This is a genomic window from Ferdinandcohnia sp. SAFN-114, assembly GCF_059415045.1.
The window spans coordinates 24,077-38,843 of sequence record NZ_JBPFDQ010000053.1 but is presented as its reverse complement, the minus strand read 5'-3'; the positions used below and the strand labels follow the sequence as shown (position 1 = coordinate 38,843).

General features: G+C 37.5%; 15 protein-coding genes. All 15 read right to left on the bottom strand.

Features of this window, described 5'->3' with window-relative positions; all coding sequences use genetic code 11:
• Nucleotides 1-75: 75 nt before the first annotated feature.
• Nucleotides 76-156: a stage V sporulation protein SpoVM gene (spoVM, locus tag ACR65M_RS16900; protein WP_010282530.1), complete on the bottom strand. Its 81-nt coding sequence runs from the start codon at nucleotides 154-156 to the stop codon at nucleotides 76-78.
• Nucleotides 157-409: 253 nt separating this feature from the next.
• A complete protein-coding gene (gene rpe / locus ACR65M_RS16895; protein WP_341331927.1) occupies nucleotides 410-1,057 on the bottom strand; it encodes a ribulose-phosphate 3-epimerase in 648 nt (215 codons plus the stop codon).
• Between the two features lie 2 nt (nucleotides 1,058-1,059).
• The gene (gene rsgA / locus ACR65M_RS16890; RefSeq protein ID WP_341331928.1) at nucleotides 1,060-1,944 is read right to left on the bottom strand and encodes a ribosome small subunit-dependent GTPase A; all 885 of its coding nucleotides are present in this window, start codon (nucleotides 1,942-1,944) and stop codon (nucleotides 1,060-1,062) included.
• Nucleotides 1,945-2,019: 75 nt separating this feature from the next.
• Nucleotides 2,020-3,996 (bottom strand): Stk1 family PASTA domain-containing Ser/Thr kinase, encoded by a 1,977-nt coding sequence (pknB, locus tag ACR65M_RS16885; protein ID WP_341331929.1) that lies wholly within the window; start codon nucleotides 3,994-3,996, stop codon nucleotides 2,020-2,022.
• Between the two features lie 4 nt (nucleotides 3,997-4,000).
• Complete coding sequence (locus tag ACR65M_RS16880) at nucleotides 4,001-4,750, bottom strand: Stp1/IreP family PP2C-type Ser/Thr phosphatase (protein WP_341331930.1); 750 nt, start codon at nucleotides 4,748-4,750, stop codon at nucleotides 4,001-4,003.
• A gap of 4 nt (nucleotides 4,751-4,754) precedes the next feature.
• Nucleotides 4,755-5,849 carry a dual-specificity RNA methyltransferase RlmN gene (gene rlmN, locus ACR65M_RS16875; RefSeq protein ID WP_341331931.1) on the bottom strand — a complete coding sequence of 365 codons (1,095 nt, stop codon included), beginning with the start codon at nucleotides 5,847-5,849 and terminating at the stop codon, nucleotides 4,755-4,757.
• Between the two features lie 5 nt (nucleotides 5,850-5,854).
• Nucleotides 5,855-7,198 (bottom strand): 16S rRNA (cytosine(967)-C(5))-methyltransferase RsmB, encoded by a 1,344-nt coding sequence (gene rsmB / locus ACR65M_RS16870; RefSeq protein ID WP_341331932.1) that lies wholly within the window; start codon nucleotides 7,196-7,198, stop codon nucleotides 5,855-5,857.
• Entirely contained in the window at nucleotides 7,185-8,138 is a 954-nt protein-coding gene (gene fmt, locus ACR65M_RS16865) for a methionyl-tRNA formyltransferase (RefSeq protein ID WP_341331933.1), read from the bottom strand. The genes rsmB and fmt overlap by 14 nt, the downstream gene beginning before the upstream one ends.
• Nucleotides 8,139-8,146: 8 nt before the next feature.
• Nucleotides 8,147-8,620 carry a peptide deformylase gene (gene def, locus ACR65M_RS16860; RefSeq protein WP_341331934.1) on the bottom strand — a complete coding sequence of 158 codons (474 nt, stop codon included), beginning with the start codon at nucleotides 8,618-8,620 and terminating at the stop codon, nucleotides 8,147-8,149.
• A 232-nt stretch (nucleotides 8,621-8,852) separates the two neighbouring features.
• On the bottom strand, nucleotides 8,853-11,267 hold the full coding sequence (gene priA / locus ACR65M_RS16855; protein ID WP_341331935.1) for a primosomal protein N': 2,415 nt from the start codon (nucleotides 11,265-11,267) through the stop codon (nucleotides 8,853-8,855).
• A complete protein-coding gene (gene coaBC / locus ACR65M_RS16850; protein WP_341331936.1) occupies nucleotides 11,264-12,466 on the bottom strand; it encodes a bifunctional phosphopantothenoylcysteine decarboxylase/phosphopantothenate--cysteine ligase CoaBC in 1,203 nt (400 codons plus the stop codon). The genes priA and coaBC overlap by 4 nt, the downstream gene beginning before the upstream one ends.
• A gap of 181 nt (nucleotides 12,467-12,647) precedes the next feature.
• Nucleotides 12,648-12,881, bottom strand: coding sequence for a DNA-directed RNA polymerase subunit omega (gene rpoZ, locus ACR65M_RS16845; protein WP_121446533.1), 234 nt, complete (start codon nucleotides 12,879-12,881; stop codon nucleotides 12,648-12,650).
• Nucleotides 12,882-13,499, bottom strand: a complete 618-nt coding sequence (gene gmk, locus ACR65M_RS16840) for a guanylate kinase (protein ID WP_341331937.1) — start codon at nucleotides 13,497-13,499, stop codon at nucleotides 12,882-12,884.
• Nucleotides 13,500-13,511: 12 nt separating this feature from the next.
• The gene (gene remA, locus ACR65M_RS16835; protein WP_010282579.1) at nucleotides 13,512-13,775 is read right to left on the bottom strand and encodes an extracellular matrix/biofilm regulator RemA; all 264 of its coding nucleotides are present in this window, start codon (nucleotides 13,773-13,775) and stop codon (nucleotides 13,512-13,514) included.
• Nucleotides 13,776-13,835: 60 nt separating this feature from the next.
• Nucleotides 13,836-14,711: a YicC/YloC family endoribonuclease gene (locus tag ACR65M_RS16830; RefSeq protein ID WP_341331938.1), complete on the bottom strand. Its 876-nt coding sequence runs from the start codon at nucleotides 14,709-14,711 to the stop codon at nucleotides 13,836-13,838.
• Nucleotides 14,712-14,767 lie beyond the last annotated feature (56 nt).

Here is a 14,767-nt window from a genome sequence, read left to right as displayed (position 1 = left end):
AATTAATGAAAAAGTGTTAAATTTAATATGGATAGGTGTTTTATATATGTCTCATTTGGCTAGGTCAGTTCACTTTTATCCTTTTTTAAATGATCCTAACATGGCACGGACAATACCACCTAAGAACTTTGGCAACTTAATCGTATAAAATTTCATACTTTCCCTCCTCAATGCAAATATCCACGTACTTTCATTGAATTCATACAGTCTACTTTATAATATTATTCAAATGAAAAAAAATAGTACCATAGTACATACATATAAATAAAAGCAATTTCTTTTATCCTACTTAAAACATTCATATGCCCTTTTGATAAAAAAAAGTACAATTCAATCTATTTTTTCATTTCGAAAACATAGTATCCCAAGTTAATAAAACATGAAAAAAAGAGCAGAAAATCTGCTCTTTTTACATATTACGGATTTTTTCAATTGCTGTTTTCCGATCCACTTGATTGTATATAGCTGACCCTGCAACTAAAACATTAGCACCAGCCTCGACACAAAGCCTTGCTGTTTCTTCATTGACTCCTCCGTCAACTTCAATTTCAACATTCAAGTTCTTTTCTTTTACCATCCTAGCAACTTCCTCAATCTTAGGAAGCACGGAGTGAATAAATTTTTGCCCTCCGAATCCAGGGTTCACTGTCATAAGCAACACTAAATCAATATCCTCAATAATATGCTTAATCGTATCTACAGGTGTTGCAGGATTTAATACGACTCCAGCTTTTACACCATGAGATTTAATTAACTGAATGGTACGATGAAGGTGAAGACACGCCTCGACATGTACCGTTATAAAGTTTGCTCCTGCTTTAGCAAAAGCAGAAATGTATTGATCAGGGTTTTCAATCATTAAATGAACATCCAATGGCAGTTTAGTAATCGGTCGAATCGCCTCTACAATTAAAGGACCAATTGTAATATTAGGAACAAAGTGACCATCCATGACATCCACATGAATGTAGTCTGCTCCTCCATTTTCAACATCCTTAATCTCTTCTCCAAGCTTTGCAAAATCAGCTGAAAGAATGGATGGTGCAATTTTGATCATCCTTAGTACCTCGGCTTTCTATCCTTGATTTCTTCAAAAAAACTTACATAATGGTCATATCGAAATTGCGCAATACTCCCTTCCTCTATACCCTGTCTAACAGCGCATTTCGGCTCAGAAATATGGGTGCACCCTCGGAACTTACAATTTGCTCCTGCATCATAAATTTCCGGAAAGCAGTATGAAAGTTCATCTAATTCGATTGTCAAAAATTCCAACGAACTAAAACCAGGCGTGTCTGCAACAAGGCCACCACCAACCTCAATTAATTCTACATGTCTGGTTGTGTGCTTTCCCCGACCTAAAGATGATGAAATTTCATCCGTTTTCAATTCAAGATCAGGTCGTAGCGTATTCAATAATGAAGATTTTCCAACCCCTGATTGCCCTGCGAAAACTGAAATTTGATTATCCAGTAAAGGCAGAAGCTGGTCAAGACCTTCACGTACCTTCGTTGAAGTTAACAGAACGTGATAGCCAACTTCCCGATAGATTTTTGCATACTCCTGGATTTCCTGGAACAACTCATCGGAAATTAAATCCGTTTTACTAATACAAATAATAGGTTTTATGTCGTTTGATTCAACTAAAACAAGAAAGCGATCTAACAACAATGGACTGAAATCGGGTTTAATTGCTGAAAAAACCAAGATAGCTTGATCAACATTTGCAATTGGTGGCCTTACTAATTCATTTTTCCGTTCTAATACTTCTAAAATATACCCATCTGTTTCGTTTTCTGCTTGAAAGATAACATGGTCACCCACTAATGGAGTAATTTTATTTTTACGAAATACCCCTCTACCACGACATTGAATCAGTTCACTGTTTTCACCTTGGACATAATAAAATCCGCTTAATGCTTTAATAATTTTGCCTTCTGGCATAGTTTCACTCCTTGTTTCAATTCATTCACCACGACATTTGTCAGGTAGCTTAAAATTCACACTATCTATTGACGCCTATTCTTCTGGATACGGAATTTTATCTCGCTGATTTAATTTTCCATTTATTAAAACCATGTATTCGGCCGTTTCACCTGGGTTAATCACAAAGGTAAGTTCAATTGAACGTTTTTCAGTGAGTTCAAATTCATCATAAACTTTGGTGATGTTATTATTCGCATCCTGAATATAAATTTCCACTAACTGCGGGATTTCTTCTTCATCCGGCGTATAATCGATTGTTATGGTTTGTTTTACTTCTTTTGGCTCTTTAGGCTCGGGACCTTTTGACATAATTACTTTAACCTTAGCACCCTTTGTTAATTCAGAACCTGCTGCAGGTGTTTGTGAAATCGCCTGGCCAGCAGGAATTTCATCTGAGTGTTGCTCCTCAGCATAGTCAATTATCAAACCAGTACTATTCGAATATTCGTCGAGAGCATTTGCAGGATATTTTGTTAAATCAGCAAGTTTAATAGTTTCAAGTCCCTTACTTATTGTAAAAGTTACTTCTGTTTCTTCTGGTACAACCTCTTCTCCTTCGTCAATTGATTGGCTAAGGATTGTTCCTCGAGCACTGTCAGAAAATTCTTCTTCTGAAAACACAGCTAAATATTTTTCTTTATTTAATAACTTATCTTTTACTTCTTCGAAATTTCTACCGACATAATCTTTAAAAGCCACTTTCTCTTTACCAGTACTTTCATATAAATCAATAGTGGCGCCTTCCTTAACCGAATCTCCTGCTTCAGGATCAGTACGAACAATATAGCCTTCTTTTACTTCTTGGTCACTGACTTCAATCGTGTCACCAATCGTAAATCCAGCTTCCTCTAATTTGTTAACAGCTCGATCGTATGTCATGTTTGAGACATCTGGAACTTCGACATCCTTCGGTAAAAATAAGGCTGGGAAAATTGTTACTGCAGCAACTCCAGCAGCAAGAATTAAGAAAAAGATAATTGCAAGTGTAACTAAAAGCTTATTCTTCTTTTTCTTTTTCTTTTTCTGCTTTTTCTTTGGTTCGTCCTGATCAACTGGTTTTGAATTCTTTTGAGAATCTCTTACCATTGTTTCAGAACTTGATAATGGACTATTATCCTTAATTATTGGAATTGCCTTTGTGACTTCATCATCCATATCAGGAATCACAAATTTTTCTTCATTTACTCGATTTGGAAATAACACAGTCTGCAAATCCTCTTCCATCTCATCAACGGAATCATAACGATGAAATGGATCTTTTGCTGTTGCTTTTAAAATAACATTTTCAACACTCTGTGGAATGGTCGCATTCCATCTTTTGGGTGATGGGGTATCTGATTGTAGATGCTTTAAGGCAATAGATACGGCTGATTCACCTTCAAAAGGTACTCGACCTGTCAATAATTCAAACATCACGATACCGAGTGAATATATATCTGACTTCCTAGTTGACATTCCACCCCGTGCTTGTTCTGGTGATAAATAATGAACTGAACCAAGTACAGAGTTTGTTTGAGTAATCGTTGTTGAACTTAGCGCAACTGCTATTCCAAAATCTGTTACCTTAACAGTACCATCGTGATCAATTAAAATATTTTGTGGTTTGATATCACGGTGAACAATTTGATTTTGATGGGCATGGGTGATTGCAGATGTCAACTGCAACATAATATTAATCGCTTCTTTTGGATGAAGCGGTGCATTCCGTTGTATGTATTGTTTCAAGGTTTGGCCAGGAACATATTCCATTACTATATAATAAATATCCTCTTCTTCCCCAACATCATAGATACTTACAACATTTGGGTGCGCCAAACTTGTAGCCGCATGTGCTTCTCTTCTAAATCGTTTTATAAATTCTTCATCATTGGAGAAATCTAACCGCAGCACTTTAATGGCTACGTCTCTTTCTAGAATAATATCTCGAGCAAGATAGACATTGGCCATCCCGCCTCCACCAATAACCTCGAGAATTTTATATCGACCACTTAATCGTCTTCCAATAAGCATAGGGTTATTCTCCCTCACTTTCAGGTGTGTAATCGACGATTACGAGTGTGATATTATCTTCTCCACCATTATCATTGGCTAATTGGATAAGTTGTTCACTCTTGTTTTCAATACTTTCGTCACTTTCAAGAATGCTTTTTAATTCGGACTCTGGGACTTTATTAGATAAGCCGTCAGAGCAAATTAAAAGCATGTCCCCTTCATCTAAAATAAGGGTTTTCAGGTCCATTTGAACATGAGTTTCTGTTCCTAACGCACGTAAAACGACATTTTTACGTGGATGATGCTCTGCATCTTCCTTGGAAATGTGACCAGAACGAACAAGTTCATTGACAAGTGAATGATCCTCGGTAATTTGTTTGAACCCGTGACTGTTTAGAACATAACAGCGGCTGTCTCCAATATGGGCTACAGTTGAAAACAACTCTGTACAAATAGCAGCCACAACAGTCGTTCCCATACCTTTGCATTCATTATTTTCCTGTGAATGTGTGTATAGGTTTGAATTTATTTTAGAAATATACTCTTTTAACCACTCTTCTGCCGATTCGGATGTTGTCACCTTGTCAACTTGCTCCCAATAAGACCGTAGCTGGGATGTTGTCATACTACTCGCAACATCACCAGCTCGGTGACCACCCATTCCATCAGCCACTACAGCTAATACTTGTCCTGCTTTGTTATGGTATACACCACAACTATCTTCATTGATTTGTCTTACTTTTCCCCGGTTTGTCAAAAAGAACGACCTCATATGTTCACCTCGTCTCCTCTTTACGCTCCTTTGCACGTAATTGACCACAGGCCGCATCAATATCATGACCTTGTTCACGTCGAATTGTCACATTCACACCATGCTTCTTTAATGTCTTTTCAAATTCAAAAATTTGCTCTCGTGGTGTTCGAACATAATCGCGCTCAGGAACATAATTGACTGGAATTAAATTCACATGACATTTAATTCCCTTTAGTAGCTCTGCTAGTTCTTCGGCATGTTCAACTTGATCATTGACTCCACCAAACAACCCATATTCAAAGCTAATTCTTCTCCCTGTTTTATCAATATAATAACGTACAGCTTCCATTAAATCAGGTAGTTTATATGCACGATTAATCGGCATTAACTTACTTCTAATTTCGGTATTAGGTGCATGTAAAGAGATTGCAAAATTTATTTGTAATTTTTCATCTGCAAATTTATAGATTTTTGGAATGATCCCACTTGTTGAAACGGTAATATGACGAGCACCAATATTTAAGCCTTTATCATGGTTAATGATTTTTAGGAATGAAAGCATTTGATCATAGTTATCAAATGGCTCACCTATACCCATTATAACTAAATGGCTCACACGTTCACCTAGCTCATCTAGTGCTTTTTGCACCTTGACAACTTGAGCGACGATTTCGCCAGCTTCTAAATTACGTTTGAGTCCACCTAACGTTGAAGCACAGAACGTACAACCAATACGGCATCCAACTTGTGTTGTTACACAAATCGAGTTCCCATAGCTATGTCTCATGAGCACTGTTTCAATCGAATAGCCATCATGAAGTTCAAATAAAAATTTCATTGTACCGTCAGCTGATGTTTGCTGAATAATTGTTTTAAGAGTCGTAATTGTAAAATGCTCAGCTAGATTTTGTCTTAATGAATTTGAAAGGTTCGTCATCTCGTCAAATGTTGTTACACGCTTCGTATAAAGCCATTCAAAAATCTGGTTTCCACGAAATTTCTTCTCTCCATTTTCGATTAGCCATTTTTCAAGTTCCTCTAATTGAAGTGAATAAATTGATGGTTTAGAACTCGGTAAATTTTGTTTTTTTCTTCTCGTTGTTTGTACTTCTTCCAATTACATTACACCTGCTTTCTTAATCTTGCAATATAAAATCCATCCGTACCAAAATAATGTGGATAAAGCTGTAGTTGTCCATTTTTAATATATGGTTTCACTATTTCAGGAAGATTATTTTGTATTGTTTCATCCAGAATAAAATCGGGATTAAGTTCGATAAAGGTTTTAACTACCCCTTCATTTTCTTCGTAATCTATTGTACATGTGCTATACACGAGTATACCATCTTTTTTTAATAAAGATGAAACCTCAGTTAGTATGTCTAACTGTATTTTTGCAAGGTTATGATTGTCTGATACTGATTTTGTATATTTAATATCCGGTTTCCTTCTTATGACGCCAAATCCTGAGCACGGTGCATCCACAAGAATTTTATCAAACTTTTGATCCTCAAAGATTTCCCTAGCCTTTCGACTATCATGGGCTTTTGTCTCTACATTTTCAATACCTAATCGTTTCACTGCTTCATTAATCAATTTTATTTTATGTTCATGTAGATCCAGTGAGTAAACCTTGCCCGTGTTTCCTAGTAGTTCGGCGATATGTGTTGTTTTACCGCCAGGTGCTGCGCAGCTATCGAGGATTTGATCACCTTTTTCAACACCAAGTGCTCTCGCAACCAGCATTGAGCTTTCATCTTGGATTGTAAAATATCCTTCTTTAAATGTCTTTGAATGAATTAAATTGCCACGAACAGCCTTAATCGCATCAAGAGAAACATCACCTTCAACAGCTTCGATATCCTCTTCTTTTAGCATTTGAATAAGTTTTTCTCTCGTTGTAACCAGGCTATTAATACGCCCCGTTTGCTCTGGTGGGGTACAATTTACCTCACACATTTTCCGAGTTTCTTCTATTCCAATTTGTTGAGCCCAACGCTTGACAAGCCAGATAGGGTGACTGGTTTCAACAGCAATTCTTTCAGCTTCATCAGTTATTTGGTCTAATGAAGGCAAACCCTCTCGTTGAACGGAACGTAAAACACCATTCACCAGCGAAGCGGTACCTTTATGCCCTCTTCTTTTGGCGATTTCAACTGCCTCAAAAAAGATTGCTCGCTCAGGTACTCGGTCTAAATAAATCATTTGATATAAGGAAAGTCTTAATAAGATTTTTACCCATTGATCAAGTTTTTTACTCTTTTTCAAAAACGGAACTAAATAATAATCCAATGTATCACGTCGTTGAATTGTTCCGTATACTATCTCTGTAAGTAATCCTACATCCTTTCCTTTAACCTCATGCTTTTTTATCATTTGATTTAAAAGAAGATTGCTATATGCTTGATTTTTTTCAATTTGCAATAAGATTTCAAGTGCTACATTTCTAACATTAGTTTTCGTCATTTTTGTCTCCTAGCTGAGTTCCCACCTGTATACTCGACCCCATCATGAATTGCTCTGCACTCATCTTTTTCTTACCGGCAGGCTGAAGTTGGGTGATTTTTATATAAGTAGTATTCCCAGTCGAAACAATAAACCCATCTTTTTCAATTGAAACAACCGTTCCGCTCTTTGCATAAGTTGTAGAAGGAACCTTGTGGCCCCACCATATTTTCATTACATCGCCATTTAAAGTGGTATAAGCAACTGGCCACGGGTGAAGTCCACGTATATGGTTGTAAATATCTTCTCCATCTTTTGTCCAGTCTATCTTTTCCTGTTCCCGCTTAATATTTGATGCAAATGTTGCCTTAGAATCATCCTGTTTTATTGGTGTTATTTTATCTGCTAAAAGCAAAGGAATAGTTTCAGATAATAACTTTGAACCTGCAACACTTAATTTATCATGTAAAGAACCAACATGGTCTGTTTCTGATATTGGAATTTCAACTTGAGTTAAAATGTCCCCCGCATCTAGCTTTTCAACCATATACATGATAGTAACACCTGTTTTTTTCTTCCCCTGGAGAATTGAATAATGGATTGGTGCACCACCTCTAAGCTCAGGAAGTAAGGATGCATGTACATTTATGCATCCAAACTTAGGTGCTTCCAATAATTCATTAGGGAGAATTTGCCCGAAAGCAGCAGTTACGATTAAATCAGGCTTATAACTTAATACTTTTTCAATTTCTTCTTTTTCACGAATTTTATTTGGTTGTAGGACTGGTATGCGATGATTTAATGCCTCAACCTTTACAGGAGGAGGGGTTAAAACTCTTTTTCTACCAACCGGTCTGTCCGGTTGCGTTACTACTGCAACAACTTCATATCCATCTTCGATTATTTGACGTAAAACAGGTACTGAAAAGTCCGGTGTACCCATAAATACAATACGTTCCATGTAATTACCTACCCTTCAATTTCTCCTTCTTCATAAAAACGGTTCACCTTCGAGGTAAATAATATACCGTGGAGATGATCGATTTCATGTTGAATCGCACGGGCCAAGAATTCTCTTGCCTCAATTATATATGTTTTCCCTCTTCTGTTCTGAGCTCTTACTTTTACGTAATCATTGCGTGTAACTTCACCAAAAAGGTCCGGAAAACTGAGACAGCCTTCAGGACCCACCTGTTCACCTCTACGCTCAAGGATCACGGGATTAATAAGTTCAATAAGTCCGCTTTCGTCTCCAATATCAACGATTGCGATTTGTTTTGCAATTCCAACTTGAGGGGCAGCTAAGCCAACACCATCCGCTTCAAGCATTGTATCATACATATCTTTAATTAGTTTTGATAATTTCCGATCAAAGGTTGTCACCTTTTCACATTCTACCTCTAGTATTTCATTAGGGTATTTTACAATTGGTAATACTGACAAGTGTGTTCCTCCAACATTCTACTTTTTTACATATCTAGTTCCAGGCGCCATCGTCTGGAGCCATAAGTCAATCGCTTCTGTAGGTAAAAAACTGTCATCGCTCGGCATACGCTTGTCGCACTTGCCGGACGGTTAGGATTCCAGCGACAGGCACAGGTCGTGGCCTGCCCTAGCTGGAATAGGGGCGCCTTGCTCATTTCTACTAGTCTCTCTCTTTTTTCAGAAGTTTAAACTACATCATAATATATGGGTTTAAGTCAATGGAAAGTGTAAGTGAGTTTTGTGAAATTTCACGTTGATAACGATCTACTATCCCTTTTAAAAGTTTATTAAGATTTGGCTCATTTTTGTATTTTATCATGCATTGGTATCGATATCTATTATTAATCCGAGCAATTGGTGAGGTTACCGGTCCTAAAATAATGGACTGATTAGATAAAGATTTTCGTAAATAGATTGCAATCTTCTCAGCAACATCCACCGTTTTCGTTAATTCTGGATGTGTGATGGTTACTAAAGCCAGATAGTAATAAGGTGGATAAGCATGAGCTTTTCTAATTCTCATTTCATTCTGATAAAAGCTGTCATAATCATGATGGCTCGCGAGCTCTATACTATAATGTTCAGGAGTATAACTCTGAATCACAACCTCACCTGGCAACTCATGGCGTCCCGCTCTACCACTGACTTGTGTAAGAAGCTGAAACGTTTTTTCGGATGAGCGAAAATCTGGCAGGTTAAGCATGGTATCAGCCGTTAATACACCAACTAATGTAACATTTGGAAAATCTAATCCTTTTGCAATCATTTGTGTACCTAATAAAATATCAGCTTTTCGATCACCAAATTCTTTTAATAACTTCTCATGGGCACCTTTTCGGCTTGTTGTATCTACATCCATTCGAATGACCCTTGCTTCTGGTAATACCTTAGCAAGTTCTTCTTCCACCTTCTGAGTGCCTGTTCCAAAGAAGCGAATATGCTCACTTCCACACTCTTGGCAAGTATTAGGCATGAATGTTTCGTAACCACAATAATGACATTTTAAACGGTGATGTGTTCTATGATAGGTTAGCGAAATTTCACAGTGTGGGCAATTTGCGACATATCCGCAATCCCTACACATGACAAACGAGGAATGCCCTCGCTTATTTAAAAATAAAACCGATTGTTCATTTCGTTCAAGTCGCTCAGTTAATTTTTCAAATAAAGAACCTGAAAACATGGAACGATTGCCGTTGCGTAATTCCTCACGCATATCTACGATTTCAACACTTGGTAGTGGTCTTTGATTAACTCTTTCCTTTAATGTTACGAGCTCATAAACATTCTTAGAGGCTCGTGCGAAGGATTCAAGCGTCGGTGTCGCACTTCCTAAAATAACAGGGGCATTATGGAGTTGCCCACGAAAAATAGCAACATCTCTCGCATGATATCGTGGATTGTCTTCCTGTTTATAACTGGATTCATGTTCTTCATCAATAATGATGATTCCGAGGTTCTCAAACGGTGCAAAAATAGCAGATCTGGCCCCAACTACAACACTTACTTCCTTACGGTATATCTTTCGCCATTCATCATATTTCTCTCCGATTCCTAGGCCACTATGCATAACGGCAACCCGAGAGCCAAATCGGCCCTTAAAGCGACTTACCATTTGTGGGGTCAGAGAGATTTCTGGCACAAGCACGATCGCTTCTTTACCTCTTTTTAAGACTGCATCAATTGCCTGCATATAGACCTCGGTCTTCCCACTTCCTGTAACACCATACATTAAAAACACCTTATGAAGAACATCCTCAATTGAGGCAAGGATAGGAGAAATCGCTTTTTGTTGTTCCGTTGTTAGTGGCATTGGTGTAGTCTGTTCAAAATGCTTGTCCGCATATGGATCCCGGTATACCTCAACATTTCTTTCTGAAAGAAAACCCTTTTTGACCATTGTTCGAATCGTGCTATCTGTCACGCCAACCTTCTGTAAAAGTTCCTTTAAAAAGATTGGCTTATTGTCCTTTAAAAAATAGACAAGTACCTCTTTTTGTCTATTAGCAGTTGCTGGAAGTTCGTGGATTATTTTTTCAGTCTCCGCTACTGAAATCGAAAGCTGCACCTGCTTCATTGTCTTCTTGTTGCTACGATTTTTTACTTTGTAGACAACTTCAAGGAGACCTTTTTTTATATCCTTTTGGTAAATATGTAGTAAATCATTTTTTTCTGCATCTTCCCAACTAATCACATCATGTTGGATAAAAGAAGCTTGAATGGCTGGCTCCAATTCACTTCTGTTTGAAGGTTCAAGTAATCTTATTTCTTTTTCATATTTGGCCCGCATGGCTGATGGAAGCATCGCTTGTAATGCAGAGATTGTAAAACAAAGCGTTTTTTCTGTTAACCATTTCCCAATATGAAGAAGCTCCTCGTTCAAGGCAGGTGTAAGGTCAAGCAAGGAATGAATTTCCTTTAATTTTTCCACTTCTCCCTCAGCTGATAGGCACAAAACGAATCCCTGCACTTTGCGGGGACCAAATGGAACAACGACCCTCATACCAGGTACGACGATGTCCTTCCATTTATCAGGAACTAGATAATCATAGGTTTTATCTGTTTGCATTGCCGGAACATCGACGATTATGCTTGCGATTTTCATTTATTCTCGCCATCCAAGAGCTTTTTCACTTCTTGAAGTATTGCTTTTGCAACTTCAAGTTTAGTCATCATCGGCAAATCTTTTTGTGTTCCATCCTTTTTAAAAAGCGTTACTACATTTGTATCAGTACCGAAACCCGCCCCTAGTGTCGTCACATTATTTGCAACGATCATGTCAAGGTTTTTCGAGGTAAGTTTGCGTTTTGCATATTCATCTATATTATCTGTTTCAGCAGCAAAACCAATTAATAATTGATGATCCTTTTTTTCTCCTAACGTTTTTAATATATCGGTTGTTCTTTCTAGTTCTAGGACAAGGTCACCCGTTTTCTTTTTCATTTTTCCATCATAGACTTGCTTAGGACGATAATCTGCAACAGCTGCAGATTTTATGACAATATCACTTTGTTGATAATGGGACATCACTTGTGTAAACATCTCTTCTGCAGATTCAACTGATATCACTCTAACTTTAGGTGGAACTGGTAGATTAGTCGGTCCAGAAATCAAGATTACTTCTGCACCCGCTTTACCTGCAGCCTCTGCAAGAGCATACCCCATTTTACCGGTTGAACGATTAGTGAAGAATCGGACAGGATCAAGTTTCTCACGTGTTGGCCCAGCAGTTATTAAGACCCTTTTACCTTGTAAAATTGGTTTTTCAGAAAAATGAGCAGTAATAAGTTCAACAATTTTTTCAGGCTCTTCAAGGCGTCCTTTTCCAACATACCCACATGCCAAATACCCTTCAGAAGGTTCAATAAATTGATATCCATCCCGAGCTAAGATTTCGATATTTCGTTTTACAGCAGGATGATCATACATATGGACATTCATTGCAGGAGCAATCCATACAGGGGCGGTAGTTGCAAGCAATGTTGTCGTAATCATATTGTCTGCAATTCCATTTGTGAGTTTACCGATTATATTTGCTGTCGCAGGTGCAACTACAACTAAATCGGCCCAATCTGCAAGATCAATATGGGCAATAACAGCCGAATTTTTTTCATCAAATGTATCAAAATATACATCATTCCTGGACAAAGCTTGGAATGTTAATGGCGTAACAAATTTCATTGCAGATTCGCTCATAATTACTTTTACTTGAGCTCCTGCTTGGGTTAACTTGCTTGTCAAAGCTGCTGCCTTGTACACCGCAATTCCACCACTCACGCATAGTAATATTTTTTTATTTAGCACTTGAATCCCCCTTTTATAGAAAAGCTAAATCCCATTGCTTAGCACTGACAAGCAAAAATCTAATCACGCACCAAATTCTTAATTTCGGTGGTGAATTTGGCTTATAACTTCTAGGACTTGGCGCTTAGGCTAGACATATCTTAAAAAAATAACAACCTACAAGAGAGGTTGTTATTTTTGGTTATTCAGTAATTGTTGGTGTAGTATCAACAGCGGTTTTCTTGTCAGTCGAATAAAAAAGTAAACCGGCATCAATTTCTTCTAATGCTTTACCAACTGATTTAAAAGATACAGGCTTCTGCACCATTCCGTTATTCTTCTCTTGCATTTCTCTTGCCCTTTTTGCAGCAACAGTTACAAGTGTGTACTTGGAATTCAATTTATTTAATAATGAATCTATAGATGGATTTAACATTTAAAAATCACCCTCCAGCATTTTTTTATATCGTCTTGCTACTCGATCTCTTCGGCAATGTTCAGCCGTTACAATTGCATTAATTCGATCGCATGCAAGTTCTACTTGATCATTTTCAACTACATAATCATAAGCGTCCATCATTTCAATTTCTTCTTTTGCTACCTTCATTCTGTTGAGAATTAAATCATCAGTTTCAGTACCCCTCGTCACAATCCTGTTTTTTAATTCCTTCAAACTTGGCGGCGCTAAGAAAATGAATAACCCCTCTGGGAATGCTTTTCTTACTTGAAGTGCACCTTGTACCTCTATTTCTAGAAATACATCTCTACCTTCCTGTAAGGTTGACTCTACATAGTCAATTGGGGTTCCATAATAGTTCCCTACATACTCTGCCCATTCTAGAAGCTTGTCGTTTTTTATTAATTCCTCAAACTCTTCTCTCGATTTAAAGAAGTAATCTACACCATCTACTTCACCCTCGCGGGGTTTTCTTGTCGTCATCGAAATAGAGTATTGGAATTTTGTATCAGGCTGAGAAAAAATAGCTTTTCGAACAGTACCTTTCCCGACACCAGATGGACCTGATAAAACAATTAGTAAACCTCTTTCTTTCATTCGTTCTAATACCTACCCTTCGTCTGTTAGCTCATCTTCTTTTGATAGTCTCTGTGCAACCGTCTCAGGCTGGACTGCGGATAGTATAATGTGGTCACTATCCATAATCATAACCGCACGCGTTCTTCTTCCGTATGTAGCATCAATGAGCATTCCTCGATCACGAGCATCTTGAATGATTCGTTTAATCGGAGCAGATTCGGGACTCACAATCGAAATAATTCTGTTGGCCGAGACAATATTCCCGAATCCGATATTTATTAATTTGATTTGCACGTAAACTCCCCCAATAAGTACCCCTCTATTTTTGCCGTGATAATGGCTTTATAATCAAGCTTATTCAATATTTTGAACTTGCTCTTTTATTTTCTCTAGTAAACTTTTTATTTCCACTACATGTTTTGCAATCGTAGGATCATTCGCCTTTGAACCGATTGTATTGGTTTCCCTATTCATTTCTTGTACGATAAAATCGAGTTTTCGGCCAATAGGTTCATTCGTACTTGCAGTTTGTTTAAACTGACTTATATGACTTTCGAGACGGGTCAGTTCTTCACTGATATCAGCTTTTTCTGCAAATAGAGCGACCTCCGTAAGGATACGATTTTCATCAAATTCATTCCCCACATATTCTTTGATCCTTTTTTCAATTCGATCGCGATACTGAGTAACCACAATTGGTGCATATTCTTTAATAGTATGTACATTATCTGCTACTAGGTCGAGATAAGAGAAAATCACTTCCATTAATGACTTTCCTTCAGCTTCCCTCATTTGTTTTAATCGGAGTGTAGCACTTTGAATCACCTCAAGGACCGTTGATTCTAGTTCATTATTCTCCATTTCCTTCTCTTCAAATGAAAGAATATTTTCGTTTGAAAGTAGCTGCTGTGAAGTAATTTGATCACTAAGTTGGTATTTTTCTTGGATGACTTTGGTTGTTAAAACGAGCTCTTCTAATAAATCCCAGTCAATGGAAATTGCTTTCGTAACTAGTCCTTCACCTTCAATATTTAAAAATACTTCGACACGGCCTCTTTTTACATGCTCTAATATCGCTTTTTTTATTTTATCCTCAAGAAACAGTAGTTGTCTAGGTAATCTTATATTGATTTCACAGAATCGATGGTTTACAGATTTCAGTTCAACATGAACGGTGTAGCCATCCATTTCCTTATTGGCACGACCATAACCTGTCATACTTGCTATCATCTTTTCACTTCCAATCTAACATAAAAGAGACATTACTTTATAGATAAAATTTCTTA